Genomic DNA, 26,264 nt, shown 5'->3' with positions numbered 1-26,264 from the left:
GCGGGCGAGCGACAGGCTAACTGTATCTATTTACTCGCGGCATTATGTGTCGACGCTGCCGGCCGAGTGCAACCACGATCCTGACATCGAGCAAAGAATTCGCCGGCTCAGACCGCCGTCAGGCCTTTACCACCGTCTCTCGGGCTAGCCCGAGGCGGCCGAAAACATTGCGCGTGTCGACGATCAGAAGGGCGTGATCGGCGATCGCCTGATAGTCGATCGCGTCGTGGTCGGTTGCAACGACGACAGCATCGAAATCCTTCAAGGTCCCCTCGCTCAATTCGACAGACCGACGCCCCTTGATCGGCATATGCTCCCGTGTCGCCGGAATTTCTCTGACGTGCGGATCGTGGAATTCGGCCTTGCCGCCCCATTCCTCGATGAGTTCAATGAGCCGCAATGAAGGGCTCTCGCGGATGTCCGGCACATTCTTCTTATAGGCGAGCCCAATGATGAGAATGCGCGAGCGGCTGAGCGCCTTGCCGCAACGCCGATCCAGCGCCCTGGCCAGTTCATCGACCACATGACGCGGCATAGCCGTGTTGATCTCTGCCGCCAGCTCGATGAAGCGGGTCGGCAGTTCGTATTCGCGCGCCTTCCACGTCAGGTAGAAAGGATCGATCGGGACGCAGTGCCCGCCAAGTCCGGGCCCAGGATAGAAAGGCATGTAGCCGAAGGGCTTGCTCTTTGCCGCCTCGATCACCTCCCAGATGTCGATGCCCATCGCACCGAGCACGACCTTCAACTCGTTGACCAGGGCTATGTTGACCGAGCGAAAGATGTTTTCCGTCAGCTTGACCGCCTCGGCGGTCGCGGTGGTGGAAACCGGAACGACGGTCTTGACCACACCTTGGTAGAAGGCCTTCACGAGCGCCGCCGCTTCAATGCCGTCGCCTGCCACGACCTTGGGGATCGTCGCGACTTCAAAGCTGCGGTTGCCGGGATCCTCGCGTTCGGGCGAGAAGCCAAGGAAGAAGTCTATTGTCGACTGCAAGCCGGTTTGTTCCAGGATGGGCTTGATCACGTCGTCGGTGGTGCCGGGATAGGTGGTCGATTCCAGCACGACCAGCTGGCCGAGACGCAGATGCTTCGCGATGGTGCCTGCCGTGTTCCTGACAAAGGAGAGGTCTGGCTCGCGGTTTTTCGTCAGCGGCGTCGGAACGCAGATGATGATGACATCGCAGACGGCCAGTTCGGCAAAATCCGCAGTGGCGCGAAACCGTCCGCTCGACACCTCGACGGCAAGGGCGGTGGACGTCACCGCCTCGATGTAGGATTGCCCGCTGTTCAGATTCTCGACCTTCTGGGCTTCGATGTCGAAGCCGAAAACCGGGGAGCCGGCGCGTGCTACCGCGACCGCCAGCGGCAATCCGACATAACCCAGTCCGATCACCCCGACTTGCGCGGTGCGCGTCGAAATCCGGTTCAGCAGACTGTCATATGTCGATCGTGAGGCGTCCAAAAATCTGTTTTCCTCAATGTGGACAGACTGCCCGCTTCCACGGCGAGGCTCATGTGGGTCCAACAACCCCGAGGCATATTGCGGAAAATGGATCTCCGCAAGCCGTCGTCAGGCCGACACCTTCGCCTTCAGGCTTGCGGCAGCCATCGCATAACCGCCGGCGGCGCCGTCGATGAAATGAACATGATCGCGCTGCAGCGGCGAGGCGACGAGGCACGTCATCAACGCCGATTGCTGGCGGTGCAGGCCATAGGTGCAAATGCCTGCCTCTTCGGCCTGCTGCAGCCGGTGCTCGATCCGCTGCAACAAATCCGCATCTACATCGATGGTCATCTTCAAGCCGTCATCGAACTTCCGGAAATCCGAATTGCTGGCCACGTCGCGTTTGTAGATCTTCGGATCGAACCTCCCGATCGTCCAGCCATATCGATCGGTGACAGCCGCAAGCGACAACAGGAACACTATCCACAGCTTCGACAACCACCGCCTTCCCGCGGGCGCGACGGCCCGGGCCTCGAGATCGAGGCCGGCGGGCGAAAAACCGTAGGCCGGCCCGTTCACCGGCACCGGATGGCCATCGCGCTCCTGTCGGCCGACCAGGGCGATGATGTCGGAAGCCAGAACCTGAAAGCCGCGCACATCGCGCGAGGCCCCCGGAACGGCTATGATCGAGACGATTTCGCCATGCCGGGCTTCGATCGGGCTCCAGCGGCAGGAGAGACCGGTCAAATCCGGCCGCGCGTTTGCCGGCGCAGGATCGATCAGGTAGCGCCCCGCTTTCATCTCGGCTTCCGCCCAACTGCCGCCGCCGCCGGCAAACATGGCATAGAACACCGCTTCGGAGGCCCGGAACCTCGCTACCCGAACGTCGAGGCCTTGCGCTCTTATATCCTCTATCGGCACGATTGCGGCGCGCAAGGTCAGGGCCAACTCGTCCGCCACCCATCGCTGGACCGCCGCCAGGGCGTTGCGCGTTATCTCGAGGGCCGAGCTCGGAAACGCCACGAGCGCGCCGTCGCCGCCGAAGACAAAGGGAAGATCTTGCCGACCCAGGGCATTGAGCAGCGCCGAAATGACGCTGGCGCCGGCCATATTCACGGTTTTATAGCGCCCGGCCCCGATCGCCTTGGTCGAGCCGACGATGTCGGCGGTGGCCAGCGCCCAGCCATCGGGGAGCGGCCGATAGTTGTCGATATCGGCAACGCTTTCGAACTTCGCGAATACCGGCAAGGAAGCGACGAACGGGTCGGACGCTGCGGCTGTTTCCATGAGCATGCAATAGCACATTCCACTGCTTGAAGGTGAAACTCGATCATGCTTCGAAATTGACTTGCGCAGGCTTTCCAATGATAGGCTCCGGCGATGCGAATTGCCTTCTACGCGCCGCTGAAGTCGCCCAATCATGCCGTTGCCTCTGGCGATCGTCAGATGGCACGGATGTTGATCAAGGCGCTTGAGCATGGAGGGCATCGCGTCGATCTGGCATCCGAATTGCGCTTCTATCTACGCGAACCGGAGTCGAAAAGTTTCGATGCGCTCAAGGTCGAAGCCCGACAGGAAGTCGCGCGACTGACAGAGCTTTGGCAGCGTGACGGCAAGCCCGACCTCTGGTTCTCCTATCATCTCTATTACAAGGCGCCCGACCTGATCGGGCCAGAGCTGGCGTCGGCCTTTGCCATCCCCTATGTGACCGCGGAAGCCTCCTATTCGAGGCGGCGCAACGTCGGTTTTTGGGCCGATATGCAAGCCTTGGTGGCGCGAGCCGTCGAACAGGCGGCGCTGAACATCTGCTTCACGCAAAGGGATCGTCGGGGACTGACAGACGCTCTTCCAGACGCCGTTTTCGGCATGCTTTCGCCCTTCATCGACACATCGGTATTCCGGGAACTGCCGGCGCGTGGTTGTCCGACGCGTCTCGTTACCGTCGCCATGATGCGACCGGGCGACAAGGTCGATAGCTATCGCATGCTCGCGCACGCCCTCGCTCCGATCGGCCACCTGCCCTGGACCATGTCGGTCGTCGGGGACGGGCCTGCCCGTGACGAGGTCAAAGCGCAATTCGCCGGCCTTCCCGCCGACCGGATCGAATGGCTTGGCGCGATCGAGCCAGCCGCCGTGCCGGATGTCCTCTACAGTGGAGGGATTTACGTCTGGCCGGGTTGCGGCGAAGCCTATGGCGTTGCCTATCTTGAAGCACAAGCTGCCGGCCTTCCGGTGGTGGCGCAGGACATCGCCGGCGTGCCGGAGGTCGTGCGGGATGGCCAGACCGGATTTCTCACCCCGCCGGGCGATGTGGCAGCGTTCACGTCTGCCATTGAAAGGCTTCTGGTCCGTGACGACGAAAGAACCGCCATGGCCGGCAACGCCAGACGTTTCATCCTCGAAGAACGCTCCCTCGCTACTGCAGCGGCGTGTCTTTCCGAACTCCTTGCGAAGATCGCGGTCGCATGACATTCGATCAGATCTGGCAGCCCTTGGTGGAAGAACTGGCGTGCTGGCGACGGGCGGACCGCAAGGCGGAGTTCTGGTTGCGCGACGACGACGCTGTGGATCCGACGGCTGCGCTTGATCGGCTGCTGGACCTCACCCGTGAATTCGCGGTTCCGCTCACTCTGGCCGTCATTCCGGCGCTGACTGACGAGAGGCTTGTCGTCCGGCTTGACGAGGCGCCGCATGCCTCGGTCGCCATCCATGGCTGGGCGCACCGAAACTATGCGCCGGAGGACCAGAAAAAGCAGGAACTCGGCGCGCATCGGCCACGCCAGGCGGTGCTCGATGATATGGCTCGCGGGCTGTCGCGCCTAACCGGGCTGCACGGCGCGCGTGCCGTTCCGATGCTGGTGCCACCCTGGAACAGAATCGACCCCGGCTTGGTATCGGAGCTTGGATCGGTAGGATTTGCGGCATTGTCGGTCTTTGGGCCGCCGAAGCCGGCCCCAGTGCCGGTCATCAACAGCAATGTCGACATCATCGATTGGCATGGCACGCGCGGCTGTCGCGATCATGGGTCCTTGGTTCAGGCCATCATTGCGCAATTGCGGCATGCATTCGACGGTGGCGAACCGGCCGGCCTGCTCACCCATCATCTCGTCCACGATGAATCGGCCTGGCTTTTTCTCGAACGGCTGTTCACAGTCGCCGCACAGACTAAAGCCTGCGCATGGCTTCCGATCAGGACATTGATCCGGCGTGGCGGCGGTAGAGCAATTCCAGGAAAAGTGTGAGCGGATTTCCGTCCGGAATTGCGTCAAAACAATAAGATAGAGCAAAATAGCTCAGCGCTTTTTGTGCAATGAGACTGGAAATTTGAGCGTCTGGCCGTCCCGCGCGGCAAAAGCGCCGGCAAACCTGGCTTTGGCCAGTTTCTCGATCTCGTCCAATTGCTCGTCGGTGCGTGTCGGATCGTGGTGGAACAGCCCAAGCCCTCGGGCACCGGCTGCCTCACACAGTTTGACGCCCTGTTGCCATGTCGAGTGCCCGTTGCCACGGCGGTCTTCCATTTCGTCCTCGGTATAGGTGCAATCGTAGATGACGAGGTCGGCGTCTTCGATCAGGTCGAGCACCGCCTGATCCAGCTTACCCGGCTCGTGCTCAGTGTCTGTGATCACCGCCACGATACGGCCGCCCCATTCGACGCGGTAGCCTATGCAGCCTCCCGGATGGTTGAGACTGCCGGTTCGGACCACCACTCCTTCGCGCGGCCGTAGAACGTCTCCGGATACGAAATCGCGGCAGTCGATGCTTGCCTTGCAGATGTCGAGCTTGGCCGGAAACCACGGCGGCCGCATGAATTCATCGACCATCTGACGGGTCGTCATGCGTCCTGCAAGATGGCCGGACCAAAGCCTGACCTTGACGCTCCGGTCATAGATCGGTTTGAAAGCCGGCAGCCCGATGATGTGATCGTAATGGCAATGGGTGAAGAACAGCTCGAAATCGGTCACGCCCGAGGCCCGAAACGCCCTGCCGGCAAGCCCTAGGCCAGAACCGGCGTCGAACAGAAGCATATGCTTGCCGCATCGCATCTCAATGCAGCTCGTGTTACCGCCATAGCGAGAGAATTCTGGTCCCGATACCGAAATGCTGCCGCGCACGCCCCAAAACCTGACCAGGAAATCCATGCTGCTCCTTCGCCCGTCGTGGCCAAACAACTGCTGCTAGGCGTTTCGTGCGTCGATCAGGTCCGCGGTCGTATGGCTTAGACGATCGGCAAGAACCCGCAATATCTCGATGGTCATCTCCGGGAACTCCTTCATAAGCCTCAGGAAATGATCCTTGCTGATTTTCAAGGCTTCCAGCGGACTTGCCGCTCTGACGGTGGCAGTGCGGGAGCTGTTGCACAAGATGGCGATCTCGCCAACGATCGAATTTGGCAGCAGTTCGGCAACTTTTATCGGCCCGCTGTCGGAATCGACCAGAACATCCGCCCTGCCTGAGAGGATGACATAGGCGGCGTCTCCCTCGTCGCCCTGCCGGAAAAGGATCTGGCCGGCGCTGTAGCTCACGCGATCGGATGTGAACGCAAGCAGCTTGAGCTTTGTCGGTTCGATGCCGGAGAACAAGGGAACGCGTTGCAGCATTCCAACTTCATCCTTGAGCAGCATTGTCGCAAACCTTCTCAAAATTCGCGTTTGCCAGGCGCCGTATCCCGTGGCCTTGCAGCCAATTCCCACCGACAGAACGATCCCATCTCAATGCCCGTTGGTCTAAGACAGCAGTTCCTTGAAGATACCCTTCCCTGCCAAAAGTGTCTCGAGCGTTCCGTCTTCCACCAATTTACCCGAGTCGAAGACGATAACGCGATCGAACATCATCCCCATTGCCGGATTCGTCACGACCCACACAATTGCCGGCGAATGGCCGTCGCACCTGGCTTCGTCGAGCACGTTTCGCAGCACCTTGTCCTGCGCACGCTGGTCGAGCGCCGACAGCGGCCGGTTGAGAATGAGAAAATCGGGACGCTTGAGCAGGGCCCGGGCAACATCGAGCTTCTGCCGCTGTCCAGCGGTCAGCCGCCTGCCGCCGGCGCCGACGTTGAAGTCCAGGCCAACATCCAGAAGTTCGGCATAAAGCCCCAACTCGTCGAGAATGTCATAGACGATGGAGCGGATGCGATCCGGCGCGTCGGGATGGTTGTTGCCCACACGCCCGAACAGGACATTATCCATGACGCTGGCCGCGGCAATGTATTTGGCAGGATCATAGCGTTCGATCGCATTTTGCAGCTCGGACGGCAGGGTTTCATAGAACCGGTTGCGTGCAGCGACGATCTTGCTCATCAGATCCTCGCTCAGCAGGCCGAAGCGGTGCCGGGGCTCGATATAGGCAAAGCTCAGTGTAACGATCATGGCGCGATCGTTCTCCGAAACTGCCTCGTAGGGACGGTTCTTGAGCCGTTGTAGCAAGGTTTCGTAGGCGGGTATCTCTTCGGCGCCCATGAAGGCGAGCTGCTGGAAGAACTGGTGATCGGGCGGCAGGTCGGCAAACAGCTCGATCGCCTGTTCGGCGATCTCCATGCCCATTTCGAAAAGCGTGCGGTCGAGCCCGGCTTGTCTCAGCACAGAAGCAAAATAGGGATTGGCCGCTAGCGCCTTGTCGGCCAGTTCGGGGCCGGCGGCGGCGCCGAAGAGCAGGTTTTGGCCGATCGATGCTTCCTTGTTGTAGGCGCCTGGTTCGAAAGGAACCACCAGTCCGCTCAGCCCTTCCTGTTCCAGCCTGGTTCGCAGCGCCGCACGCAGTTCGACGATACGCCTGGCGAGTTCCGTGTGACGCGTCAGGTCAGCCGAGGAGCGCAAGCCGAGATCCAGAATGTCGCGCGACAGAAGAACCGCGTCGAGCACCCGGCGCACTGCCTCAAAGAGGTCGTGCGGGCCGGTGGCCCCGGCGGAAGCATAGTCGATCCAGTCGCTCCGGATATCGAGGTCCGAATTGCCCGACCGCCGCGCCTCGTGAATGTTCCAGCGCTGCTGGTCTGCCGCAGCACCCTCATAAGGCACCGATGTCAGCGGCGCATGCTTCAACCCGTAGAGCAGGTTATCGCGGAGGCTTGCATGGAACAGGAAAACATCCGACGAGGCGTAGGACATGCGCCGCCCGGTCACCGCTTCGGGAAGTTCAAGCAGGTCGTCGGCGCCCGAAGCGATCTTTCCGCTGTCCGGCCAGTTCAACCGCGCGAAGGCTTCTGCCAGCGCCTCCGCTCCACCTGTTGCGGTGCTGACCAGCGCCACCGTCTCACCCGGCTTGACCTGGAGCGAGATCCGGTCGAGGAGCATTCCACCGCCATCGTCCGCTATGGACAGATTGATCGCCGACAGCGGGTTGGTCATCGGACCGGGAGCGTCGATCCTCAACGCTCCAATTCTCGGCGCGATGAGACCCTCGACGGTGAATTGTTCAACGACCTGCTGGTATTTGACCTGGACGTCCTGGCGAGCCTGATCCCAGTCGATCAGTTCCTTCATCGGTCCGGGCAGGTCCTTGTAGGCGCTGATCACGGCCACCAGCTGGCCGACGTCCAGCCGCCCCCGGATGACCAGGTAGCCACCGATCATGTAGAACAGAAAGGGCGTGAGCTGCGCCAGAAAATTGTTGAGGAACTTCACCATGAATTTCCATTGGTAAAGATCGAAGCGGATCTTGAAGATGAGGCCGAGCCGGGCAGCTATGTCGGCGCGCTCGTAGTTTGATGTGTCGTGGACGTGAACCGCGCCGATGCCGTCGACGATTTCGCCGACCCGGCCCGAGAGCGCGCGCGCCGTCAACTGCCGTTCGCGCCCGAGCACGATCAGCCGCCGCCGCATGCGCGGGATGAGCACGATCTGGATCACCACGATCACGACCGCAATCGTTCCGAGCCAGAAGTTTTGCACCATGATGAACAGCATGGCCGTCAGCGCCTGACCGCCGAGCAGCACCGGCTGCAGGAAGGCATCGCCGATGAAGCCCCCCAGCGGCTCCACCTCGTCCTTCACCATGGTCGCCACTTCGGCGGATTTCACGCGTTTGAAGTAAATCGGCGGAAACCGCAGCACGCGATCGATCAGATCGAAACGGATACGCCGCAGCATGCGCTCGCCAAGTCGGCCTTTGTATGTGTTGATGTAGAGTTTGAACAGGCCGTTGATGATGACTAGCAAAAGGAAAACAATGCTCAGCGCAAACAGCGTCTCCGTGCGGTCGAGCTGAAAGCCGGAGAAGAACTGCACCTCACCAATGAACGGCAGGTCATAGTGCAGCCTCATGAACGGCTGGGTCGCGCCGGGTTCTCCGAAACCCTTACCTTGGATAGGGCCGTTGACGATCAGCTTCGGCAGATCGAAGGATATGAAATAGGGGATCATCGAAAGCACGACGATCATCAATATCCAGACCTGCTGCTTCTTGGTGTGCGTCCAGATATAGCGGGCTAGACTGGGTTCCATCCGACCGTGGACCGTTCAATTGCAAGGCTGCAGGACATAGAAGCACCTGCTGGCTAATGGCGCATCGGCAATTTCTTCATCGCCAACGACATGCTTCGAGCCACAGTGCACCGTGATTGTCCTGCGCTCAACGATGAAAGGACGCTGCGAGGCGGCGCGATCCAGTTCAGGCGCATGGTCGATGACCGCAACACGGGCATTGTTGATCAGCGAAGAAAGCAGCTGGCCAAACGATTGACGGCTGCCGTGGCGTTTTGGCGAACGGCCGCCACAGCTGCGCTGCTGATGCTGGCGCATGAACGCCGATGGTCCGGACTGATGCGACAGCCCCTCTCCGGCACGGGGCAATGGCGAAGCGGCGTGCAGCATGATCAACGTCCGCGAACCAACCAGCCTTGCCGGGGCAAGATTGCGTTGTGTCGCCCGAAATCCCAACCTACAAGACGAGTATGATGGATGTCACGCAACCACGCAATGCGGGCATGGACGGGCACGAACAGGCCTTGGACCTCACGCGGGGAATTGCCGCCTATGTCAACCACCCTCTCGTGGCAGGGCTGGCGCGCGTCATCGCCAGGCATCCGCAGGCCGATATCGCCAACGCCTTCAACCACAAGCAGGTCGCCTGCAAGATGTGGGCACTCGACAAGCTGTTCGACAGCTGCGGCGGCCGGTTCGGGCGCATATGTGTTCTGGGTGGATGGTACGGCGTACTGCCGGCAATGCTTTTCAACGATGCTCGCTTCGACATCGGGGCGATTGATAGCGTCGACATCGATCCCGAAGTCGCGCCGGTCGCCCGGACCCTCAACCGGGATGCCGTTGACCGGTTCCGGGCGCTGACGGCAGATATGTACGCCGTTGACTATGCGGCCGCGCAGCCCGACCTGGTGGTCAATACGAGCTGCGAACACATAGTCGATCTGCGCGCCTGGCTTGCCCTGCTTCCGCGGGGCACGAATGTATTGCTGCAATCGAACGATTATTTCAGCGAGCCGACCCACATCAACTGCGTGGCTTCACTGGCAGCCTTCGAAGCAATGGCGGCGCTACGGGAGGTGCGGTTCTCGGGCGAACTGCCGACAAAAAATTATACGCGCTTCATGCTGATTGGAACTGTTTAACGCATTTCGCTCAAAGCGTGGCGGCTCTCGAATAACGACGTCGCGCGAATCTCACCGGGGCGACGCGCGTTAGCTAGAGTTCCGTTTTCAGGGACCATGTTCGATGTCGCTCGCGCAGGATTTGCGCTGAGCGACGCGCGCCTTCCAGATCGAGACGATGCGCGGACGGCCTCGGTCCAGCAAGCGCCTGTTCGATCGCTCGTGCCAAACCTTCAGGCGTTAGGTCCTTTTCCGTCAGCACCGTTGCAAGACCGAGTTCTTCGAGCATCAGGGCGCGAACCGTCTGTTCGGTTTCCGCGCCCGCTGCAAACGGAACGAGCAGCGAGCGACAACCCGCGCGCAGGACGTCGCAGACCGTGTTGTAACCCGCCTGCGAGACTGACAGGCGGGCGCCGTTCAGCAGGCTGGCGAAATCCTCGCGGAACCGGAAGATCGACAGGCCCGGCGTGGCATCGCGTGCGATCGCATCGAACTCGCCTTTCGGCAGGTTTGGACCGGTGATCAAACACCATTTCCAAGCGCCGTTGGCATTCCGCGCCGCTGCGACAGTGGCACTGACGAGGCTCTTTCCGGCAGCCCCGCCGCCAACCGACACCAGAACGTCGAAGCGCTCGGAGACCGCGGGCGGTGGCGGCGCGGCAACGAGCCCAGTGTAGGCAACCTTGGCCCTGATCGCCCCAGCCAATGGAAAGGTCTTGTCGATGGTTGCGAAAGCCGGATCGCCGTGGACCATGACAAGGTCGAAATGCCTGTTGATGAGATCGACCGTTTCCTCGTTTCGGCCCGGCTTGACGCGCTCCTGAAGGATATCACGGACGGACGTCGCCAGCAGCGGTCTGGGTGATGTCGCCTCGATGGACTCGATCAGCGGCAGGAGTTCGAAACGCATCTGCCGGCGTCCAAATGGAAACGCCTCGACGATGACGATATCGGGCCCGCAATCCCGATAGGCCTGCAACAGCATCTCCGAACGCCATTTCTTGAAAGCATCGTCGATGGGTTTGCCCTGCAGGTCGACAAGTCCGGAAAATCCTTCATCGCCGGAGGTGACGGGAGGCAGAGATACAGATTTGACGCCCGATCCTGGAAACCCCGCGATCGGCGCGCCGCCCGTCACCACGGTTACGTCAAACCCGTCATCGACCAGAGCCGCCGCAATGCGGCTGGCGCGCGCAAGATGGCCGATACCGAGGAGGTGCTGGACATAGAAGAAGGCGCGCAGTCGCTTCATTCGGCGGCCCGCCACTCCCGCTCGAACAGTTCCTTGAGCTGCCCAATGCTTGTCATATGATCGAAATTGGCGCGCACGCGCCACTCTGCAGCGTCACCGAGGCGGGCGCGCAGCAGGGGATCACGGATAAGGCGCTCCAGCGCCTGTGCCAGGGCAATTGGATTTTCTGTCGGGACCAGCAGCCCGGTTTCATCCGAAGATAAAAGCTCCGGCACGCCGGAAATATCGGTCGACACGCAGGCAAGCCGCTGGCTGGCCGCCTCAACCAGAACATTCGGCAGACCGTCCCGGTCGCCATTTGCGGTGATCCTGCAGGCCAGGGCGAAGATGTCGGCGCGGCGGTAGTGCTCAAGCACCTCCTCCTGAGCAAGCGCGCCTTTCCAAGAGACGCGACCATCCAGGCCGAGCTTTTGCGCCAACGCCTTGAGCCGTTCCAGTTCGTCGCCACCGCCGATATGCTCGAAACGCCACGCCAAATCACCAGGCAGGAGGGCAAGCGCCTCCAGCAACGTATCGTAACCTTTCTTTTCAACGGCGCGCCCGACACTCAGAACGACAACCGGTTCGTCCGGTGCCGAGCCGTCATGCGGTTTCCGCGCCCCGCGGAAGCTGCCGAAGCGATCAAGGTCGAGCCCATGATAGCTCAGATGTAATGACGAGTTGCCGTTAGCGAGTTTTTTTAGACGGTCGAAGCCGGTTTTCGTGCAGGTGACCGTCCAGCGCGCCGAGGAAAGCTTGCCGGCCAGATCCCAGTCAGCCGAAGTCCAGATGTCCTTGGCATGGGCCGAGCAGCTCCAGGGCAGACCGCGAAGCTGGCTGGCATAGCGTGTCACCGATGCCGGTGTGTGCGCGAAATGCGCATGCAGCCAGCCCGCATCTTCCGGCCATTCGGCCGCCAGCACGAGCGCTTGCCCGAAGCGGCGCACGCGATTGCGCGTAAAGTCGCGGGGGATGTCGGCAGCCAGCGATCCGAGCGCGCGCCAGAAGCCTGGCCGCAGCAGACAAGCAAACAGCGAGCGAGCCACGCGCAGCGGTTCTTCATGCAGGTATTCCGGCAAATAATGGACGGGCGCTTTGATCTCGTTATGCACCGGATGGCGTTTTGCGTCGGTTGGCCGCCTCAGCGCAACGAGTATCAGGTCGAACCCCGCTCGCTCCAACCCGAGCAGTTCCTGCGCGATGAAGGTTTCCGACAGCCGCGGATAACCCTTCAGAACCACGACGATCTTGCGATGTTGCAACTCAGTTGATGCCTTCAATGACCGAAAGATGATGGCCCGCCCGCCTGTCGAGCAGTTCCGCGACGATCGCGGAAATATGAGGCAGCCCTTCCAGCCTCAGATGCGGATTGCTCTGCGATGGGCGGGGCCGATCCGGCAGCACCTTCAGTGTATCGGCAAACCGCTGGGAATCCTCGGCTTCTTCCGGCGAAAGCATCTTGATGAGACCGAGTTCGGCTGCTCGCCGTGCGCGGATCAGTTGCTCCTCGCGCGGCTTGACGCGCGGCACGATCAGCGCCGGCTTGTCGAAAGACAGTATCTCGCAATAGGTGTTGTAACCGCCCATCGCCACTACCGCCTTGGCGCCGGCAATCAGCTCTTCCATGCGGTTGTCGAATTCGATGATCTTGATATATGGGATTTTGGACCCCTTCTTAAGAAACTTGTTGCGCTTGCGCGCCGGCATGTAGGGCCCAAGCACGATCAACGCCCTATGCTGCAATTGCGGATCCTGCTGATAGGCATCGATAACGTTGTGGATCAGATCGGCGCCGTCGCCGCCGCCACCGGTCGTAACGAGGATATAGTCGCCCTCGGGGCGGTGGCCGGGCAACTCGTTCTTCTGCAGGCTCCGTTGCAGGAAACCGACGAACTTCATCTTTGCCCTGATAGCCGGCGGCACATCCAGGCCGGTCAACGGATCGTAAAAATCCGGCGGACCGTAGGCCCAGACCTTGTCGTAGAACAGGCCTATCTTGCGCATCACATCCCTGCGTTCCCACTCTGCTTCCAGCAGATGCGGCGCATCCATCACCTCGCGCAGGCCAAGCACCAGCGTAGTGCCTCGCGTCTTGAGGTAGGACAGCGTGTCCTCGATCTCACCGCGCAGCCCGAGCGGTTCCTTGTCGACGATGAAGATATCCGGCCGAAACGTCTCGGCTGTGTGGCGAATGATCGACTGGCGCATTCTTAGCGTCTCATGCAGATCGATATCCTTTTCCAGCGAAGTGTATTCGCCGTTGCGCAACTTGATGACGCTCGGGATCTTCACGAAGTCGACGCGGGCGCGGTAGTCGAAGGCGCCGGCGATAGGCGCGCCCGAAATGATCAGCACCTGAAGTCCGTGGAAATCCTCGACCAGGGAATGCGCGATCGTGCGGCAGCGCTGCAAGTGGCCGAGCCCGAACGTGTCGTGGCTGTACATGAGAATTCGAGCATCTTGTACGTGCTGGGTCATTGTCGAACCTCTTTAGAATTCTCGCCTGAGGACCGCGGGCCCCCGCAGGATTCGAACCCATTTCTCGCGGGTCTATCGACCTGTTTTGAACATGAGGGAGCAATTTTTTCAAATTATATTACCCAAGAGGGTTCATATGCTGAGCAGCGTCTGCTCAGCTGCTATGCACATTGGATCCGATGCCCAGCCTATTTGCCTTGTCGGCCTCGTGCGCTGCAGATAGATCACGGTGGATACATGCACTCGTATCGAGACGGGTCGCGGGCTGGCCGATTGCTTGCTTTCAGAAATGCGGCCAGGGCGATGGCGCTCCTCCCTCGTGGCCGACGCGGCTAAACTGCCCAAGAATGGGCTGAAGATCTGCAAAGACAGCGCGCCGACACAAACCGTGATCGATGCCCCAGATGCGGGCGCTCTCGCGCCGCCCACGCAGAACATCGCCTTGTCCCTCAGCCAGACGAATTCAGTAACAGCATTGGCGTTATCCCACCTCCGACCCGATGAGCGAGGGGGCAACCCGCGCGGCCCACCCAAGCGCAGGACCTAACGTCGACAATTGTGCCTTCGAGCGTCGCCCGAGCGAAAGAGCCATGTCCTACTCAAATTGAGGTATGACTCCGCGGGGACAGCCTTTCAAGCATGTGCTAATAAAGGCGTTTCGGGGAGGATGCCATGCCGTCCTTGAGGTGGGCTGCAGTTGTCGCGCTTGCCGCGAATCTCATCAATGCGCCGACCATAGCCGCCGAAGCAGTGGGCCGGGCAGTCGTGATCAAGACTGCCGTTACCGGCGCAACCGGACCACTGGTGGTCAGCGCACCCGTTCATCGGGACGAACGTATCAGGACATCCAACACCGGGCTTGGCCAATTCGTGTTCCGGGATGGCACCAAGCTGGCGGTGGGGTGGGGTTCTTCCGTCGTCCTCGACAAATACGTCTTCAACGATGATAATTCGGTGAAGAAGCTCACCATCCGCGCTGCCAAGGGAACGTTTCGCTGGATAAGCGGGAACTCGCCTTCGTCCGCCTACCAGATTGTGACGCCCGCAGGCACAATAGGCGTGCGGGGAACAGCATTCGATGTCCACATCGCGCCCAACGGCAAAACCGCCGTCGTGCTGCTGAAGGGGTCGGCCCGATTCTGCAGCGGCGGCGGATGCAGGGAACTGAAGCGGCGCTGCGATTGTGTGGTCGCGACGCCGTCAGGCTCAATGACCGACGTTGTCAAGGTCAATCGATCTGTGCTCACCACACTCGGGACCTCGCGGGCATTGCCGTTTCTGACCGGCAATCAGCAGCTCTCGGGAGGCTTTGACGCAATCGGCGGAAATTGCGGGCTTACGGCTGCCATTCAGCAGGAGCATACGGCGCGGCCGCAGCGGCGCAACTCACCGGCACCACCCGGTCCGGGCACCCCCGATCCGCCGAGCCCGCCGCGGGGCGACAAAGAGGACGGCAACAACGGCCATGGAAATGATCCGGGCAAGCACGATCCCAGCAATCCCGGAAAATCCAAGGGTCCTGGCAAAAAGTAGCGACGACGGCGGTGGCCGGCAGCGGCAAGAGCAACGGATAGCCGCTCTTTTTCTCGGCGCGTCCGTATCCGACTTCGCCAACCGGTCTGGGCCAACTCGCCCCTACGTCGGGGTGGACGAAATTGTTGCCCTTGAACACCACCGAGTCGAGCGGTCGACCGCCCTACATCAATGAAGGTCAGGAACCGGAGCCGAATTGTTGCTCCGCATAGCCGGCATTCGCTTCCATCGCCGCTCCCGCCCGCTTGCCAACAAAATCATCCGCTCTGCGCGAGATCCGGCCATAGAATTCCTGCAACCCTGTCGGCAGGCCCGCAGCCTTGACTTTGGCCGCCGCGATCATCTTTCGGGTGCCTGGCAAGCGCGATTGCAACGCCTCCACGAGCTTGCCGTGGAGAAGCCGCAATTCGGCAAAATCCGGCGACGACCCAACGTTTTCATCGCCTACGACGGCATTGATTCTGGTCCTCGTGCTCTTTCCCTTGAGTTCCAGCGATCCCGCGTCGAGCAAGGCCCAGCCTTGCAGCGATCTTACTGTGTCGTCGGACGCGAGGATATCGAAACTCACCGTCTTGCACGTTGTCTCGATACGCGCTGCGATGTTCACCGCGTCGCCAACGGCCGAATAGTTGAAACGCGACTCCGCGCCCATATTTCCGACACAGGCGACGCCGGTATGGATTCCGATACCGATGCGAACCGTCTGCCCGGCCCCGAATCCGAATGCATCGCTTTCGTTGAGGCGGGCAATCGTCTCGCGCATCGCCAATGCCGCGCGAGCGGCTTTGCGGGGATGATCGGTGACGTCGACCGGGGCATTCCAAAAGGCCATGATCGAATCGCCGATGAACTTGTCGAGCGTGCCTTCATTGGCGGTGACATGACGGCTGAGCGCGTCGAGAAGCGTGTTCAAAAACCGCACGACGGCGGTGGGCGGCAGTCTTTCGCTGATCTCCGTGAAGTTTCGCACATCGACAAACATCACGGTCAGCTCTCGGTCGTCGCCGCCAAGACGAAGCGCGTCGCGCGTGTGCTCGATCCGGTAGAGAAGCGATGGCGACAAATACTGACCGAAGGCCCGCCGGATCGCGCGCCGCTCTCGATCAGTCACCAGGAAGCGGAAAGAGGTTGTCGCGAAATGCGTGATCGTGCCCATGAGGATCGGCGCAAACGGGTCGAACAGCAGTCCCGCAAGCGAAAAGGCAAACCATGATGCGACGAGCGCCAGTCCCGTGATCGCAAGGCCGCAGGCGAGCGCAATCGCGGGGCTTACGAAAATCGTCAGAATCACCAGGAGGCTGCCGAGCATCGCGATCGACGCGATTTCCAGCCCGTTTGCCCAATCGGGCCGAGACAGATAGTGGCCGGACAGCACCTGTTCGACGATCTGGGCGTGGATCGAGACGCCCGGCACGTTCTCACCGAGCGCGGTGACACGAATATCCTGCAGCCCGGCGGCCGAGGTGCCGACAAACACGATGCTGCCTTCGATCGCGGCCCTCGTTTCGGACGAGACGCCGCCGGGTGCAAGCACGTCCTTCGCCGAAACATAACGTTCGGCCCTGTCGGGGCTGACGTAGAGCCAGAGTTCGCCGGCCGAGGTCACCGGGATAACGAAGTCGCCGATCTTGACGGAGGTCATTATGCCCTGCCGATCCGGCGCGCCGGCAATGAGGTAGGTGGAGGCGCCCTGCACTACCCTTATGGCTTCGAGGGCAAGATCCGGATAAAGCTGCTCGCCATCAGTCAGAAAGAGTGGGGCTGTCCTCACCACGGCGGTCGATCTGCCGGGATTGAGGCTGATGTGTCCGATGCCGGCTGAATTGGCCTCAAGCTGGGGCCGCAGCGGCGTGGCTGCCGTGATATGGGGAGGAGCGGCGACCGGGCTCTCGCCCGCAAAGGCAATGCCAGCTTTGATTTGTGGCCGATAGTTCCCTTCGTTGGAGATGCCGTAACCCAGGATAACTGGCTTGCCGGCGATCGACCGGGCGAAGATCTCGTCATTGTCGGGCAACTGGTCGAGCAGGGCCGGATCGATGCCCGGCACGTCGCGGAGAACAGTGCGAGGCGACAGACGGTCGGGCTCGGCGAAAAGGATGTCGAATGCGATGGCTGCCGCACCAAGCTCCGTCAGCTTTTCGACCATGGCCGCCATGCGATCCCTGGGCCACGGCCACTGCCCGAACTGCTGCAATGAGGCCTCGTCGATGTCCACCACGCGGACGGGCATCGACTCGAAGCGGCGAGGTGCCAGCCTCTGATACTGGTCGAACGTCGCTTCGCGGGCGAGTCTCAACGGGTGCGGGTCGCTCGCCCGGACAATGGTAAGCGCTGCGACCAGCGACAGACCCAGGATGACGCCGGCCAACTGGGCGCGTGTCATGACATCTGCACCAGTAACTGTGCCGCGTATCCTGCCTGCATGGCCCCGCTCCGGGAGGCAGCTTTCGAGCCTCGAAGCTAGGCTGCATTGTTCCCGGCAAATGTGCAATCGCCAACCTTACGCCCAACGGAGCAGCGTGGGCCCAGCGCTGGCGATTTGCGTAGCGACGAAGTTCTCAATCGGCTCCAGCGCTAGATAGTCGAGGAGCAAGAGCGCTAGCGGAGGCCGCCGGCCATTTTCACGCTCTCCGGCAAGTTTCGCAACCACAGCATAGCGGCCGCCCCGAGAAGCGGGCCCGGCACCAGCAGCAGGAAGGCCCAGCGCCAGCCGCCGATGAAGTCGGCGAAGCGCGGCGTCAGCCAGATGGCGAGCACCGTCAGCGCAAAGCCGGCGCCAAGCTGCACCGACAGCGCCGTGCCGACGAAGCGGCGATCGCCAAGCTCGGTCACTGCGGCGGAGAATTGCGCCGAATCGCCGATCACCGAAATACCCCAGACGACGGCGACCAGCATGAAGAGCCAAAGCGGCCCGGCAAACAGGAAGCCCATCAGCAGCGCACAGCTTCCCGAGACGATCATCATGCCGGCGGTGGTCGCGGTTCTGCCGATGCGGTCCGACAGATAGCCGCCCAACAGGCAGCCAATGATGCCGGAGGCGACGACGAAGAAGGTCGAAAGCGAGGCGGCAGCGGCCGATCCGATCGCCTGCGCCTCGAATGCCGAGCGCGTATAGGCAAGCAGCCACGCCCACATGGCGTAGAGTTCCCACATATGGCCGAGATAGCCGAGATTGGCCAGGAGCAGCGGCCGCTCGCGAAACACCTGCCCGATGCGCGATGGCTCGAACACCGCCTTGCCGAAAGGATAGGGCCCCTCCCTTGCGAACAAGAGAAACAGGAGCGCGCCGACCGTCGTTGCTAGACTGGCGGCCGCGACCACCGGCCGCCAGTCGAGCGCGGTCAGGACAGCGCGAAAAAGATGCGGCAGCGCCGAGCCGATGGTGAGCGCGCCTATGACTGCGCCGAGCGCCAGCCCCCGGTCGCGCGTGAACCAGGTGGCGACCAGCTTCAGCGCCGGCGGATAGACGCCGGCAAGTGCTGCGCCGGTGACAATACGCGCGGCGATCACGCCGCCCGGCCCGAGATGAAGCAGCAGGCTCGCATTGGCGAGCGCGGCGACAAAAGCGGCGGCCGCCATCAGCCGGCTGAGCCGCACCAAATCGGGAAGATTGACCAGGCTCGCCCCCAGCGCACCGATCACGAAGCCGACCTGAACGCCGTTGGTCAGCCAGGCTTCCCCGCCGGCGCCGAGCGCAAGCTCCTGCCTCAGTTCGGGCAGGATGGCGGTCGCCGAAAACCAGGTGGTCAGCGACAGAACGACCGCCAGGCAAAGCAGCAACAGCACGCGCCAGCGGCCGCTGTCGGCGGCCATGCCAAGCGGGCTGCCGCTCACCGCGCTCATGCGCCTTGCAGCGGCACGGTCAACACGGTCGCCGCGCCGGTGGGACAAAGCTCCCCTGGCCGTTGCGTAGGCTGGTCTCGATCTTGCAGATCGGCTTGTCGGGGCGCAACTTCTTGACCTCCACGCGTCCGATGATCGCCTCCTCAACGCCGACCGCCTTGACGGACTTCCATGCGATTTCGAGAAAGACCGTCCCGGGCCAGGGCAAATCCTCCGCGACCAGGGCATTGAGAATACCAGAACTGACGCCGCCGTGGAGGATCAGCTTGCCGAACACCGATTGGTCGGTCGGCACGCGGTCATCATGCAGCGGATTTCGCTCGCCGGTAGCGTCGGTGGAAGGCTTCGATTCCTATGCCAGCCCGAACCGTTCGACGGCCCGCATGATGCCGCGCAGTTCGGCGAGGCCCTTCAGCCTGCCGATCAGCGAATAACCGGGATTGATCCTGGTCTTGCCGATGTCGTCGGCGAGCAGATGTCCGTGATCGGGCCGCATCGGAATGCGCCAGTCGGCGCGGCCTTCCTTCCGACGGCGCGCTTCCTCCTGCATCAGGGCGAGGATGACATGCGCCATGTCGGTGCCGCCCTCGAGATGCTCGGCCTCATAGAAGGAGCCGTCATCCTCGATGGTGATGTTGCGCAGATGGACGAAATGGATGCGGCCGGCGAACTCCTTGACCATGGCGACGATGTCGTTGTCGGCGCGCGTGCCGTAGGAGCCTGTGCAGAATGTCAGGCCGTTTGCTGGGCTGTCCACGGCATTGAGGATGAATCGCGCATCTTCAGCTGTCGAAACGATGCGCGGCAGGCCGTAGAGCGAGAAGGGCGGATCGTCGGGATGGATGCACATGCGCACCCCTTCCTGTTCGGCGACCGGAATAATCTCGCGCAGGAACCAGGCGAGATTGTCGCGCAATTCCCTTGGCCCAATCGAATCGTACTCGGCCAAAGCCTCGCGAAAACTGTCCCGGTGGTAGCTGCGCTCGGTGGCGGGCAGTCCGGCGATAAGGTTACGCTCGATCCGGTCGATTTTCTCGTCGCTGAGCTCTTTCAATCGCGCTTCCGCTTCGGCGATGCGCGCGGCGCTGTAGCCGGCCTCGGCATTCCGTCGCTTCAGCACGAACAGGTCGTAGGCCGCGAAATCGATCGCGTCGAAACGCAATGCATAACCCGTCGTCGGAAGGCGATACGCCAGATCGGTGCGGGTCCAGTCGACCACAGGCATGAAATTGTAGCAGATCGTCGCGATGCCGGCCTTCGCCAGCGCTCGGATCGTATCCTTGTAAAAGCCGACATAGCGCAGCCGTTCCGGCGAGCCGATCTTGATCGAGTTGTGGACGGGGATGCTCTCGACGACCGACCAGGTCAGCCCCGCCGCCTCGATGATCCGCTTGCGCTCCAGGATGTTTTCCAGCGGCCAGGCGCGCCCGTCATAGATGTCGTGAAGCGCCGAGACGATTCCGGTCGCCCCGGTCTGCTTGACGTGATCGAGCGTCACCGGATCGTCCGGGCCATACCAACGCCAGCACTGCTCCATTTTCCGCCTTCCTTTGAGAGAGAGCGGCAAGTTATTGTTGGACCACGATGAGAGTCAATGACAATTTGGGCTTTATCGGACGCCTAATGGCCGACATGTAGCGCGGTAAACTGATCGAGACGGCGTCCAACTCGATTGTTTTCCCGGAATCTTGCGATATCCTGGTCCAACAATTTGGGAGATTCGTCATTGGAAAATTCTCACGCCGTGCGCGAGAGCGTCGCCCGCCGCCACGCCGGCGGCAGCTCGGCGGTCGATGCCGCGGCCGGGCGTATCCTCGATCTCATCCGCTCGCGGCAGCTCAATGTCGGCGACGTGCTGCCGACAGAGCGCGAGCTCAGCGAGATCACCGGCGCCAGTCGCAACACCGTGCGCGAGGCTTTGCGCGCCATCCGGACCTACGGGCTGATCGAACCGAAACCCCGCGTCGGCGCGGTGCTCGCCGACGGGCATAGCATCGCCATCCAGAATTTCTTTGCCGCGCATATGGATGTCTCGCGCTCCTCCTTCGCCGACATTCAGGGCTTCAGGCGCATCATCGAAGTCGGCATCGGTGACCACATCGTGCTCAACGCCAACAACGAGCAGATCGAAGCGCTCGATGCGGTCAACGCGCGGATCGTCGAGAGCCGCTCGATCCAGGAGGCCGCGGAGAATGATTTCGACTTCCACATGGCGTTGATCGGGCTGGCGAACAACCGCATGCTGTCGGACATGTATTCCTTCCTTTCCCCGGTGATCCTGCGGATCATGACCATCGGCAAGGAGATGCGCCCGGTCCTGGCCGACACCCGCGCCGCGCATGGCGAGATCGTCGCCGCCCTCCGCGCGCGCGACAGGGTGGCCTACGCCTACCTGATGAGCCGCCATCTGGATTTCGCCCTGCGATTCCTGCCGGAAGAGCCGGGTTCCGACACGTGACTGAAGGAGTTCCCGCAATGAAGGATTTTGTTGGCAAGGTCGCCCTGGTGACGGGGACGACGGGAATCGGTCTGGCAACCGCCAGGCGCCTCGCCGCGGGGGGTGCTGCGATCATCGCCTGCGGCATCGACCGCTCGGCCAATGCGGCAATGAGAGCGGAGCTGGAAAGCTCCGAAGCCGGCGCGCTAGTCGTCGACACCGACGTCTCCGTGGCGGACCAGGTCCGCGATGCCGTCGCTGCCGGGGTGGCACGGTTCTGCGGCCTCGACGTGATCGTCAATTCGGCGGCCGTCCATCCCTACGGAACCGCGACCACGACCGACTGGGAAACATGGAACAAGACCATGACGGTCAATGTCGGCTCGATCTACCTGACGGCGCATTTCGGCATCCCCGAAATGATCCGCCGCGGTGGCGGCGCCATCGTCAATGTCGCCTCGGTGCAGGGTTTCGCCTGTCAGCAGAACGTCGCCGCCTATGCCACGACCAAGGGCGCCATCCACACGCTGACGCGTTCGCTGGCGCTCGATTACGCGACGGCCGGCATCCGGGTCAATTCGGTCAGCCCAGGCTCGATCCGCACACCGATCCTGGAGAAGGCCGCGCGTGGCGAAACCGGCAGCGATGCCGATGTCGAGGAAGCGTACAGGCGCTTCGGTGCGGCGCATCCGCTTGGCCGCATCGGCGAACCGGAAGAAGTGGCCGAACTCATCGCCTTTCTGTGCTCCTCCAGAGCGAGCTTCTGCACCGGCGCGGATTACAAGATAGACGGCGGCCTGACCGCCGGCATCGGTGTGAAATAGAGCCATGAAGATCGGTCTTGGCCTTTGCCGGAGTAGCTGACGCCGGACGATTTCCGCTTTGCGCGTCTGGCGGGCGCCATGCATGTCGCTACCCGCCTCACCAACTATTTCGTGGCCCCGACGATCACCCAGGATAGATCAGGAGCTCGTTGGCATTGCAATGTGGTCGCACCAGTGGCGATCGCATCGCATTCGTGTTGAAAACGCAGCTTCAAAATCACCCAAAAAGCAAGTGAAGTCGAGGTCAAAAGGTTAAACTGATTTATATTTCGATTCAAATTGTCCATATTAACTAACTATTAACATGTCGCTTAACTTTTTGATTTTTTTACGTATGGTGCCATGAAGGAGGTAGTTCGAACTACCGGAGAGTGGGGCGACTTCTCCTATGCGAAAAGTTTTAGAAACTTCAAAAAGAGATTTTGAACAACACAGCGTTACGACCGGCGGATCGGATCCGCTCCACTCCAGCCAACATCTGACGTCCGCGAACCATGAGACCTCTCGTTTTCCCCGGTTGCAGCACCAGACTTCGACCGGACGTCCAAGCGTGACCGCCGTGGCAGCGCTGGAAGCAGCTCCTTCCCGGCAGGACCTGCCTGCATTGCCGACGGTGCAGCTTGGCGGGCTGCCTGTCACCGTGATCGACCGGCAGGGCGCCGCCCGCCTGATGCTCGCGGCGGCGCGGCAGCACCGCCATGGCAGCCGTCCCTACTACTTCACCTCCGCCAACGGCGACGTCATCGCCCAGGCTCGCGCGAAATCGGAGATCGCCGCCCTCTTCCGGGAAGCCGATCAGATCTTCGCCGACGGCCAGCCGCTTGTTCTCGCCTCGCGCCTATTGTGCCGCACGCGGTTGCCGGAACGGGTGGCCACCACCGATCTGTTCCACGATGTGGCAAAGCTCGCCGAGAACGAGGCCGCGACCTTCTACCTGCTTGGATCGACGGAGGCCGGGAACGCCAAGGCCGTGGCCGCCATCAAAGCCAGCTATCCGCGCCTGCGCATCGTCGGCCACAGCCATGGCTACCTCACCGGCGAAGCGCTCGAGAAAAAGCTCGAAGAGATCGACGCGCTTGCACCGGACATTTTGTGGCTCGGCCTCGGCGTGCCGCGCGAGCAGATCTTTGTCCGCGATTTTGGTTCGCGGCTCTCGAATGTCGGTGTGATCAAGACTTCCGGAGGGCTGTTCGACCATATTGCCGGCAAGGTCCGGCGCGCCCCGCTCTGGGTCCAGAAGGCGGGTTTCGAATGGCTGTGGCGCATGTTGATGGAGCCGCGCCGGCTGTTCTGGCGCTACTTCACCACCAATCCCCGTGCCCTTTATGCCCTGTTGAGGTATTCCCAATGACAGCCGAACATCCGCTTGGTCCGCTGCCGGAGGGAACCGACACGGAGATCGCTGTCGTCGGCGGCGGGCTCTCTGGGACACTTGCCGCGACTCTCCTCGGCCGGTCGGGCTACCGTGTCACATTGATCGACCGCCATCCCGTCTTTCCGCGCGAGTTCCGTGTCGAGAAGATCGCCGGCGACCAGATCGACAAGCTGCGCCGGATCGGCCTCCTCGACAGTCTTTCCACGGCGGCCGCGGCATTCGACGAGATCGTCAACGTGCGCAGGGGGCGAGTGCTCGACCGCACGCGAGCCCGCCATTACGGCATCTTTTACGACGACCTCGTCGCGGCGATGCGGGCCGAACTGCCCAAGACCGTTCGCTTCGTCGCCGGCAGGGTGAGCGCGGTGCAGGCCGGGCCGGAGCGGCAGCGTGTGTCGATCATCGGGCAGCCGGATGTGACGGCTCGCCTGCTTGTGCTTGCCACCGGCATGGGCGACATCCTGCGCCGCGACGTCGGCATCGAGCGCCGGTTCGTCCACCAGCGCCAATCGCTGACTTTCGGTTTTAATGTCCGGCCGGCGGGAGCAAGCGCGTTCAAGCATCCGGCACTGACCTATTACGGCGAACGCGTTTCGGACGGCATCGATTACCTGAACTTCTTCCCGGCCGGCGGCGTTACCCGCGCCAACCTCTTTGTTTTCCGGGAGCATACCGACCCGTGGGTCAAGGCGCTGCGCGACCGCCCGCGCGAAACGCTCATTGAAACGCTTCCGGGACTCCTCAAGACCTTTGGCGATTTCGAGGTCATCGACCGCGTCTCGAGCTGGCTCACCGACATCACCGTCGCCGAAAATTGCAAGCGCGACGGCGTCGTCCTGATCGGAGACGCTTATCAGACATCCTGTCCGGCCGCCGGAACAGGTGTCAGCCGCCTTCTCACCGATGTGGAGCGCCTGTGCATGGTGCACGTGCCGCAGTGGATGGCCTCGCCCGGCATGGCGGCAGCGAAGATCGCCGCCTTTTATGATGATCCCATGAAGCAGGCGATGGATGAACGGGGGCTCGAGTTGGCGAATTTCCGCCGCAGCCTGACCATCGACACGGACCTGCGCTGGCGCGCGCGCCGGCAGGTTCATTTCAGCCGTCGCCGCATCCTGCACGAGATCGACAAGTTCAGCCCGAGCTTTGCCGCGCGGCTGCGCGGTCTCAAGCGGCCGCAAGTGGAAGCCGTGACCTGATTGCGGGTCAGCCGGCGCATTTCGTTCAAAGGACGCTTCGGCATAGGCGTGCGCGACCGCCTGAAGCTAGCGTAAGGCGTCCGAACCGACCCGCTTCAACTAGGACGACTCGGCGGCTTCATCGGCAGCCGGCGGCACGATGACAGCCGAAGGCTTGGCCTTCTTGACATGCGCGGCCTCAAGGATATGCCGCGCCAGCGCCTTGGCCGCCGGCAATTTCTCCACCGTCAGATGCGCCGCATAGCCGAGCGGACTCCCTGCGCGGTAGATTTGCCACATCGGTGAAGGCCGGCCGCCGAACACGCGCTTGTAGGGCTCGTCGCCGATGGTGAAATCGAGGTGTTGATCGCCGCGCTCGATGCAATCGCGGGCGATCTGCTCGAACATCAGGCTGCCGATCGACTGCTTCCGGTAGCCGGCCTCGTCGAAACCGCCGAGGATGACCAGGAGCGAGCCGCGGTGCTCGAGCCCGAGCGCGCCGGCGATCGGCTGGCCGTTCATCCAGAATGCATAGGTGCGGGCGAAGCCGCCGCATCCTTCATTGGCCACGGCCAGGTAGAAATCGAAATAGGAAGGCAGCTGCAAAAGGTCGGCGGGACCGTTGCTGCCGTCGAAGCGTTTGCCGCGATAGAGCTTGAGGGCATCGAATGTCGTGCGGACCGCGGCCGGGCCGTCAACGCATTCGAAGCGCGCCTCCCCGATGCGGTTGAGCTGCCGGGATTTCTTGTCCAGCTCCTTGCGATAGGACTGGTCCAGCCGCTGCTCGCGCCAGCCGGCGAATGTCCGCTCCAGCTTGCTGGAATAGGCGCTCATGCCCATGCTGTCGCGCTTGTCGACGCCAAGCAGGCGCTCCATCGCCAGGGAGCGGTCCGCCAGCTTGCCGATGCGCAGGAGATCGTATGGCCGCAGATGCTTGCGGATGGCGGCGACGGTGCGGGCGTCGGCAAGAATGCGGGAGAAGGTCTCCTCGTCGGCGACGGGCGAGACATAGTCCGAAACCCGCATATCCGCGAATTCCACGACCTTCAGCAGCGTGTAGCGGCGCCTCACCAGCGGCAGGACCATCGCGAGCCTTCCGCTCGCACGCACGCGGACGACGATGATCAGTGGCGTGGCGGCGCCTTGTCGCACGAGCCTCTCATAAAGTTGCGCGAGCCAAATCGGATGCTGAAAAGCGGTTGCCGCCGAGCTGGCGAAGAGCTCGGCGTACTCCGTCGAACGGAAATCGAACGCATCCTCGGCAGTGACTTCAAACATGTGATCCGAACCGGCAGGGACAGCGGCTATCGACGACTTCTTACGTTCCAGGTCAAGACCGGTCGCCGCGATTGTTGGAATCTTGGTATATGCCGAAACCG

22 protein-coding genes are annotated in these 26,264 nt (G+C 61.9%); 8 read left to right on the top strand and 14 right to left on the bottom strand.

The window, feature by feature from the left end:
• Nucleotides 1-118: 118 nt before the first annotated feature.
• Together CK221_RS07230 and CK221_RS07225 are read right to left on the bottom strand one after the other, a co-directional pair.
• Entirely contained in the window at nucleotides 119-1,462 is a 1,344-nt protein-coding gene (locus CK221_RS07230; protein WP_095777242.1) for a nucleotide sugar dehydrogenase, read from the bottom strand.
• Nucleotides 1,463-1,570: 108 nt separating this feature from the next.
• Entirely contained in the window at nucleotides 1,571-2,749 is a 1,179-nt protein-coding gene (locus tag CK221_RS07225) for a DUF3095 domain-containing protein (protein ID WP_066994080.1), read from the bottom strand.
• A gap of 75 nt (nucleotides 2,750-2,824) precedes the next feature.
• Here CK221_RS07225 and CK221_RS07220 point away from each other — a divergent pair, with 75 nt between their 5' ends.
• Together CK221_RS07220 and CK221_RS07215 are read left to right on the top strand one after the other, a co-directional pair.
• Nucleotides 2,825-3,913, top strand: a complete 1,089-nt coding sequence (locus CK221_RS07220) for a glycosyltransferase family 4 protein (RefSeq protein WP_095777241.1) — start codon at nucleotides 2,825-2,827, stop codon at nucleotides 3,911-3,913.
• Nucleotides 3,910-4,686 carry a polysaccharide deacetylase family protein gene (locus CK221_RS07215; RefSeq protein WP_095777240.1) on the top strand — a complete coding sequence of 259 codons (777 nt, stop codon included), beginning with the start codon at nucleotides 3,910-3,912 and terminating at the stop codon, nucleotides 4,684-4,686. Before CK221_RS07220 ends, CK221_RS07215 begins: the two co-directional genes overlap by 4 nt.
• A gap of 51 nt (nucleotides 4,687-4,737) precedes the next feature.
• On the opposite strand, the gene CK221_RS07210 is transcribed toward CK221_RS07215, so the two are convergent.
• The 4 genes from CK221_RS07210 to CK221_RS07195 all read right to left on the bottom strand — a co-directional run bounded on the left by CK221_RS07210 (nucleotide 4,738) and on the right by CK221_RS07195 (nucleotide 9,252).
• The gene (locus tag CK221_RS07210; RefSeq protein WP_095777239.1) at nucleotides 4,738-5,583 is read right to left on the bottom strand and encodes an MBL fold metallo-hydrolase; all 846 of its coding nucleotides are present in this window, start codon (nucleotides 5,581-5,583) and stop codon (nucleotides 4,738-4,740) included.
• Nucleotides 5,584-5,619: 36 nt separating this feature from the next.
• Entirely contained in the window at nucleotides 5,620-6,066 is a 447-nt protein-coding gene (locus CK221_RS07205) for a cyclic nucleotide-binding domain-containing protein (RefSeq protein ID WP_095777238.1), read from the bottom strand.
• A gap of 102 nt (nucleotides 6,067-6,168) precedes the next feature.
• A complete protein-coding gene (locus CK221_RS07200) occupies nucleotides 6,169-8,883 on the bottom strand; it encodes an ABC transporter ATP-binding protein (RefSeq protein ID WP_095777237.1) in 2,715 nt (904 codons plus the stop codon).
• A gap of 15 nt (nucleotides 8,884-8,898) precedes the next feature.
• A complete protein-coding gene (locus tag CK221_RS07195; protein ID WP_095800379.1) occupies nucleotides 8,899-9,252 on the bottom strand; it encodes a hypothetical protein in 354 nt (117 codons plus the stop codon).
• 83 nt (nucleotides 9,253-9,335) lie between these two features.
• Between CK221_RS07195 and CK221_RS07190 the strand changes: the two genes are divergently transcribed.
• Nucleotides 9,336-10,007: a class I SAM-dependent methyltransferase gene (locus CK221_RS07190; RefSeq protein ID WP_082980460.1), complete on the top strand. Its 672-nt coding sequence runs from the start codon at nucleotides 9,336-9,338 to the stop codon at nucleotides 10,005-10,007.
• 73 nt (nucleotides 10,008-10,080) lie between these two features.
• Here the strand turns inward: CK221_RS07190 and CK221_RS07185 are convergent, their stop codons facing one another.
• Genes CK221_RS07185 through CK221_RS07175 form a run of 3 tightly spaced genes read right to left on the bottom strand, consistent with a single transcriptional unit; the run spans nucleotide 10,081 to nucleotide 13,695 of the window.
• Entirely contained in the window at nucleotides 10,081-11,238 is a 1,158-nt protein-coding gene (locus tag CK221_RS07185; protein ID WP_066994055.1) for a glycosyltransferase family protein, read from the bottom strand.
• Nucleotides 11,235-12,479 carry a glycosyltransferase family 4 protein gene (locus tag CK221_RS07180; RefSeq protein WP_095777235.1) on the bottom strand — a complete coding sequence of 415 codons (1,245 nt, stop codon included), beginning with the start codon at nucleotides 12,477-12,479 and terminating at the stop codon, nucleotides 11,235-11,237. Before CK221_RS07180 ends, CK221_RS07185 begins: the two co-directional genes overlap by 4 nt.
• A 1-nt stretch (nucleotide 12,480) precedes the next feature.
• Nucleotides 12,481-13,695, bottom strand: coding sequence for a glycosyltransferase family protein (locus tag CK221_RS07175; protein ID WP_066994049.1), 1,215 nt, complete (start codon nucleotides 13,693-13,695; stop codon nucleotides 12,481-12,483).
• A 672-nt stretch (nucleotides 13,696-14,367) separates the two neighbouring features.
• Between CK221_RS07175 and CK221_RS07170 the strand changes: the two genes are divergently transcribed.
• Nucleotides 14,368-15,228 (top strand): FecR domain-containing protein, encoded by an 861-nt coding sequence (locus CK221_RS07170; protein ID WP_095777234.1) that lies wholly within the window; start codon nucleotides 14,368-14,370, stop codon nucleotides 15,226-15,228.
• A gap of 178 nt (nucleotides 15,229-15,406) precedes the next feature.
• Here CK221_RS07170 and CK221_RS07165 read toward each other — a convergent pair whose 3' ends face one another.
• The 4 genes from CK221_RS07165 to uxuA form a co-directional block, all read right to left on the bottom strand.
• Complete coding sequence (locus tag CK221_RS07165) at nucleotides 15,407-17,611, bottom strand: adenylate/guanylate cyclase domain-containing protein (protein WP_095777233.1); 2,205 nt, start codon at nucleotides 17,609-17,611, stop codon at nucleotides 15,407-15,409.
• A gap of 215 nt (nucleotides 17,612-17,826) precedes the next feature.
• Nucleotides 17,827-19,071: an MFS transporter gene (locus CK221_RS07160; protein WP_095777232.1), complete on the bottom strand. Its 1,245-nt coding sequence runs from the start codon at nucleotides 19,069-19,071 to the stop codon at nucleotides 17,827-17,829.
• 19 nt (nucleotides 19,072-19,090) lie between these two features.
• Nucleotides 19,091-19,366 carry a hypothetical protein gene (locus CK221_RS07155; RefSeq protein WP_245430585.1) on the bottom strand — a complete coding sequence of 92 codons (276 nt, stop codon included), beginning with the start codon at nucleotides 19,364-19,366 and terminating at the stop codon, nucleotides 19,091-19,093.
• Nucleotides 19,367-19,423: 57 nt separating this feature from the next.
• Nucleotides 19,424-20,608: a mannonate dehydratase gene (uxuA, locus tag CK221_RS07150; protein ID WP_095777231.1), complete on the bottom strand. Its 1,185-nt coding sequence runs from the start codon at nucleotides 20,606-20,608 to the stop codon at nucleotides 19,424-19,426.
• Between the two features lie 189 nt (nucleotides 20,609-20,797).
• On the opposite strand from uxuA, the gene CK221_RS07145 reads away from it, so the two are divergent.
• From CK221_RS07145 to CK221_RS07130, 4 genes are all read left to right on the top strand, one after another.
• A complete protein-coding gene (locus CK221_RS07145; protein ID WP_245430584.1) occupies nucleotides 20,798-21,529 on the top strand; it encodes an FCD domain-containing protein in 732 nt (243 codons plus the stop codon).
• A gap of 17 nt (nucleotides 21,530-21,546) precedes the next feature.
• Nucleotides 21,547-22,332: an SDR family oxidoreductase gene (locus tag CK221_RS07140; RefSeq protein WP_095777229.1), complete on the top strand. Its 786-nt coding sequence runs from the start codon at nucleotides 21,547-21,549 to the stop codon at nucleotides 22,330-22,332.
• Nucleotides 22,333-23,002: 670 nt separating this feature from the next.
• On the top strand, nucleotides 23,003-23,683 hold the full coding sequence (locus CK221_RS07135) for a WecB/TagA/CpsF family glycosyltransferase (RefSeq protein ID WP_245425805.1): 681 nt from the start codon (nucleotides 23,003-23,005) through the stop codon (nucleotides 23,681-23,683).
• The gene (locus CK221_RS07130) at nucleotides 23,680-24,906 is read left to right on the top strand and encodes an NAD(P)/FAD-dependent oxidoreductase (RefSeq protein ID WP_095777227.1); all 1,227 of its coding nucleotides are present in this window, start codon (nucleotides 23,680-23,682) and stop codon (nucleotides 24,904-24,906) included. Before CK221_RS07135 ends, CK221_RS07130 begins: the two co-directional genes overlap by 4 nt.
• 99 nt (nucleotides 24,907-25,005) lie before the next feature.
• On the opposite strand, the gene CK221_RS07125 is transcribed toward CK221_RS07130, so the two are convergent.
• Entirely contained in the window at nucleotides 25,006-26,163 is a 1,158-nt protein-coding gene (locus CK221_RS07125) for a GNAT family N-acetyltransferase (protein WP_095777226.1), read from the bottom strand.
• Nucleotides 26,164-26,264: the final 101 nt, after the last annotated feature.

The organism is Mesorhizobium sp. WSM3868, from assembly GCF_002294785.1.
GTDB lineage: Bacteria > Pseudomonadota > Alphaproteobacteria > Rhizobiales > Rhizobiaceae > Mesorhizobium.
This window is presented reverse-complemented; position numbering and strand designations above follow the sequence as displayed.

Excerpts from the sequence above, each read along its gene's own strand:
- CK221_RS07225 (WP_066994080.1), bottom strand. The coding sequence starts at position 2,749 with ATGTGCTATTGCATGCTCATGGAAACAGCCGCAGCGTCCGACCCGTTC.
- CK221_RS07220 (WP_095777241.1), top strand. The coding sequence starts at position 2,825 with ATGCGAATTGCCTTCTACGCGCCGCTGAAGTCGCCCAATCATGCCGTT.
- CK221_RS07215 (WP_095777240.1), top strand. The coding sequence starts at position 3,910 with ATGACATTCGATCAGATCTGGCAGCCCTTGGTGGAAGAACTGGCGTGC.
- CK221_RS07210 (WP_095777239.1), bottom strand. The coding sequence starts at position 5,583 with ATGGATTTCCTGGTCAGGTTTTGGGGCGTGCGCGGCAGCATTTCGGTA.
- CK221_RS07205 (WP_095777238.1), bottom strand. The coding sequence starts at position 6,066 with ATGCTGCTCAAGGATGAAGTTGGAATGCTGCAACGCGTTCCCTTGTTC.
- CK221_RS07200 (WP_095777237.1), bottom strand. The coding sequence starts at position 8,883 with ATGGAACCCAGTCTAGCCCGCTATATCTGGACGCACACCAAGAAGCAG.
- CK221_RS07195 (WP_095800379.1), bottom strand. The coding sequence starts at position 9,252 with ATGCTGCACGCCGCTTCGCCATTGCCCCGTGCCGGAGAGGGGCTGTCG.
- CK221_RS07190 (WP_082980460.1), top strand. The coding sequence starts at position 9,336 with ATGGATGTCACGCAACCACGCAATGCGGGCATGGACGGGCACGAACAG.
- CK221_RS07185 (WP_066994055.1), bottom strand. The coding sequence starts at position 11,238 with ATGAAGCGACTGCGCGCCTTCTTCTATGTCCAGCACCTCCTCGGTATC.
- CK221_RS07175 (WP_066994049.1), bottom strand. The coding sequence starts at position 13,695 with ATGACCCAGCACGTACAAGATGCTCGAATTCTCATGTACAGCCACGAC.
- CK221_RS07170 (WP_095777234.1), top strand. The coding sequence starts at position 14,368 with ATGCCGTCCTTGAGGTGGGCTGCAGTTGTCGCGCTTGCCGCGAATCTC.
- CK221_RS07165 (WP_095777233.1), bottom strand. The coding sequence starts at position 17,611 with ATGACACGCGCCCAGTTGGCCGGCGTCATCCTGGGTCTGTCGCTGGTC.
- CK221_RS07160 (WP_095777232.1), bottom strand. The coding sequence starts at position 19,071 with ATGAGCGCGGTGAGCGGCAGCCCGCTTGGCATGGCCGCCGACAGCGGC.
- uxuA (WP_095777231.1), bottom strand. The coding sequence starts at position 20,608 with ATGGAGCAGTGCTGGCGTTGGTATGGCCCGGACGATCCGGTGACGCTC.
- CK221_RS07140 (WP_095777229.1), top strand. The coding sequence starts at position 21,547 with ATGAAGGATTTTGTTGGCAAGGTCGCCCTGGTGACGGGGACGACGGGA.
- CK221_RS07135 (WP_245425805.1), top strand. The coding sequence starts at position 23,003 with ATGCTCGCGGCGGCGCGGCAGCACCGCCATGGCAGCCGTCCCTACTAC.
- CK221_RS07130 (WP_095777227.1), top strand. The coding sequence starts at position 23,680 with ATGACAGCCGAACATCCGCTTGGTCCGCTGCCGGAGGGAACCGACACG.
- CK221_RS07125 (WP_095777226.1), bottom strand. The coding sequence starts at position 26,163 with ATGTTTGAAGTCACTGCCGAGGATGCGTTCGATTTCCGTTCGACGGAG.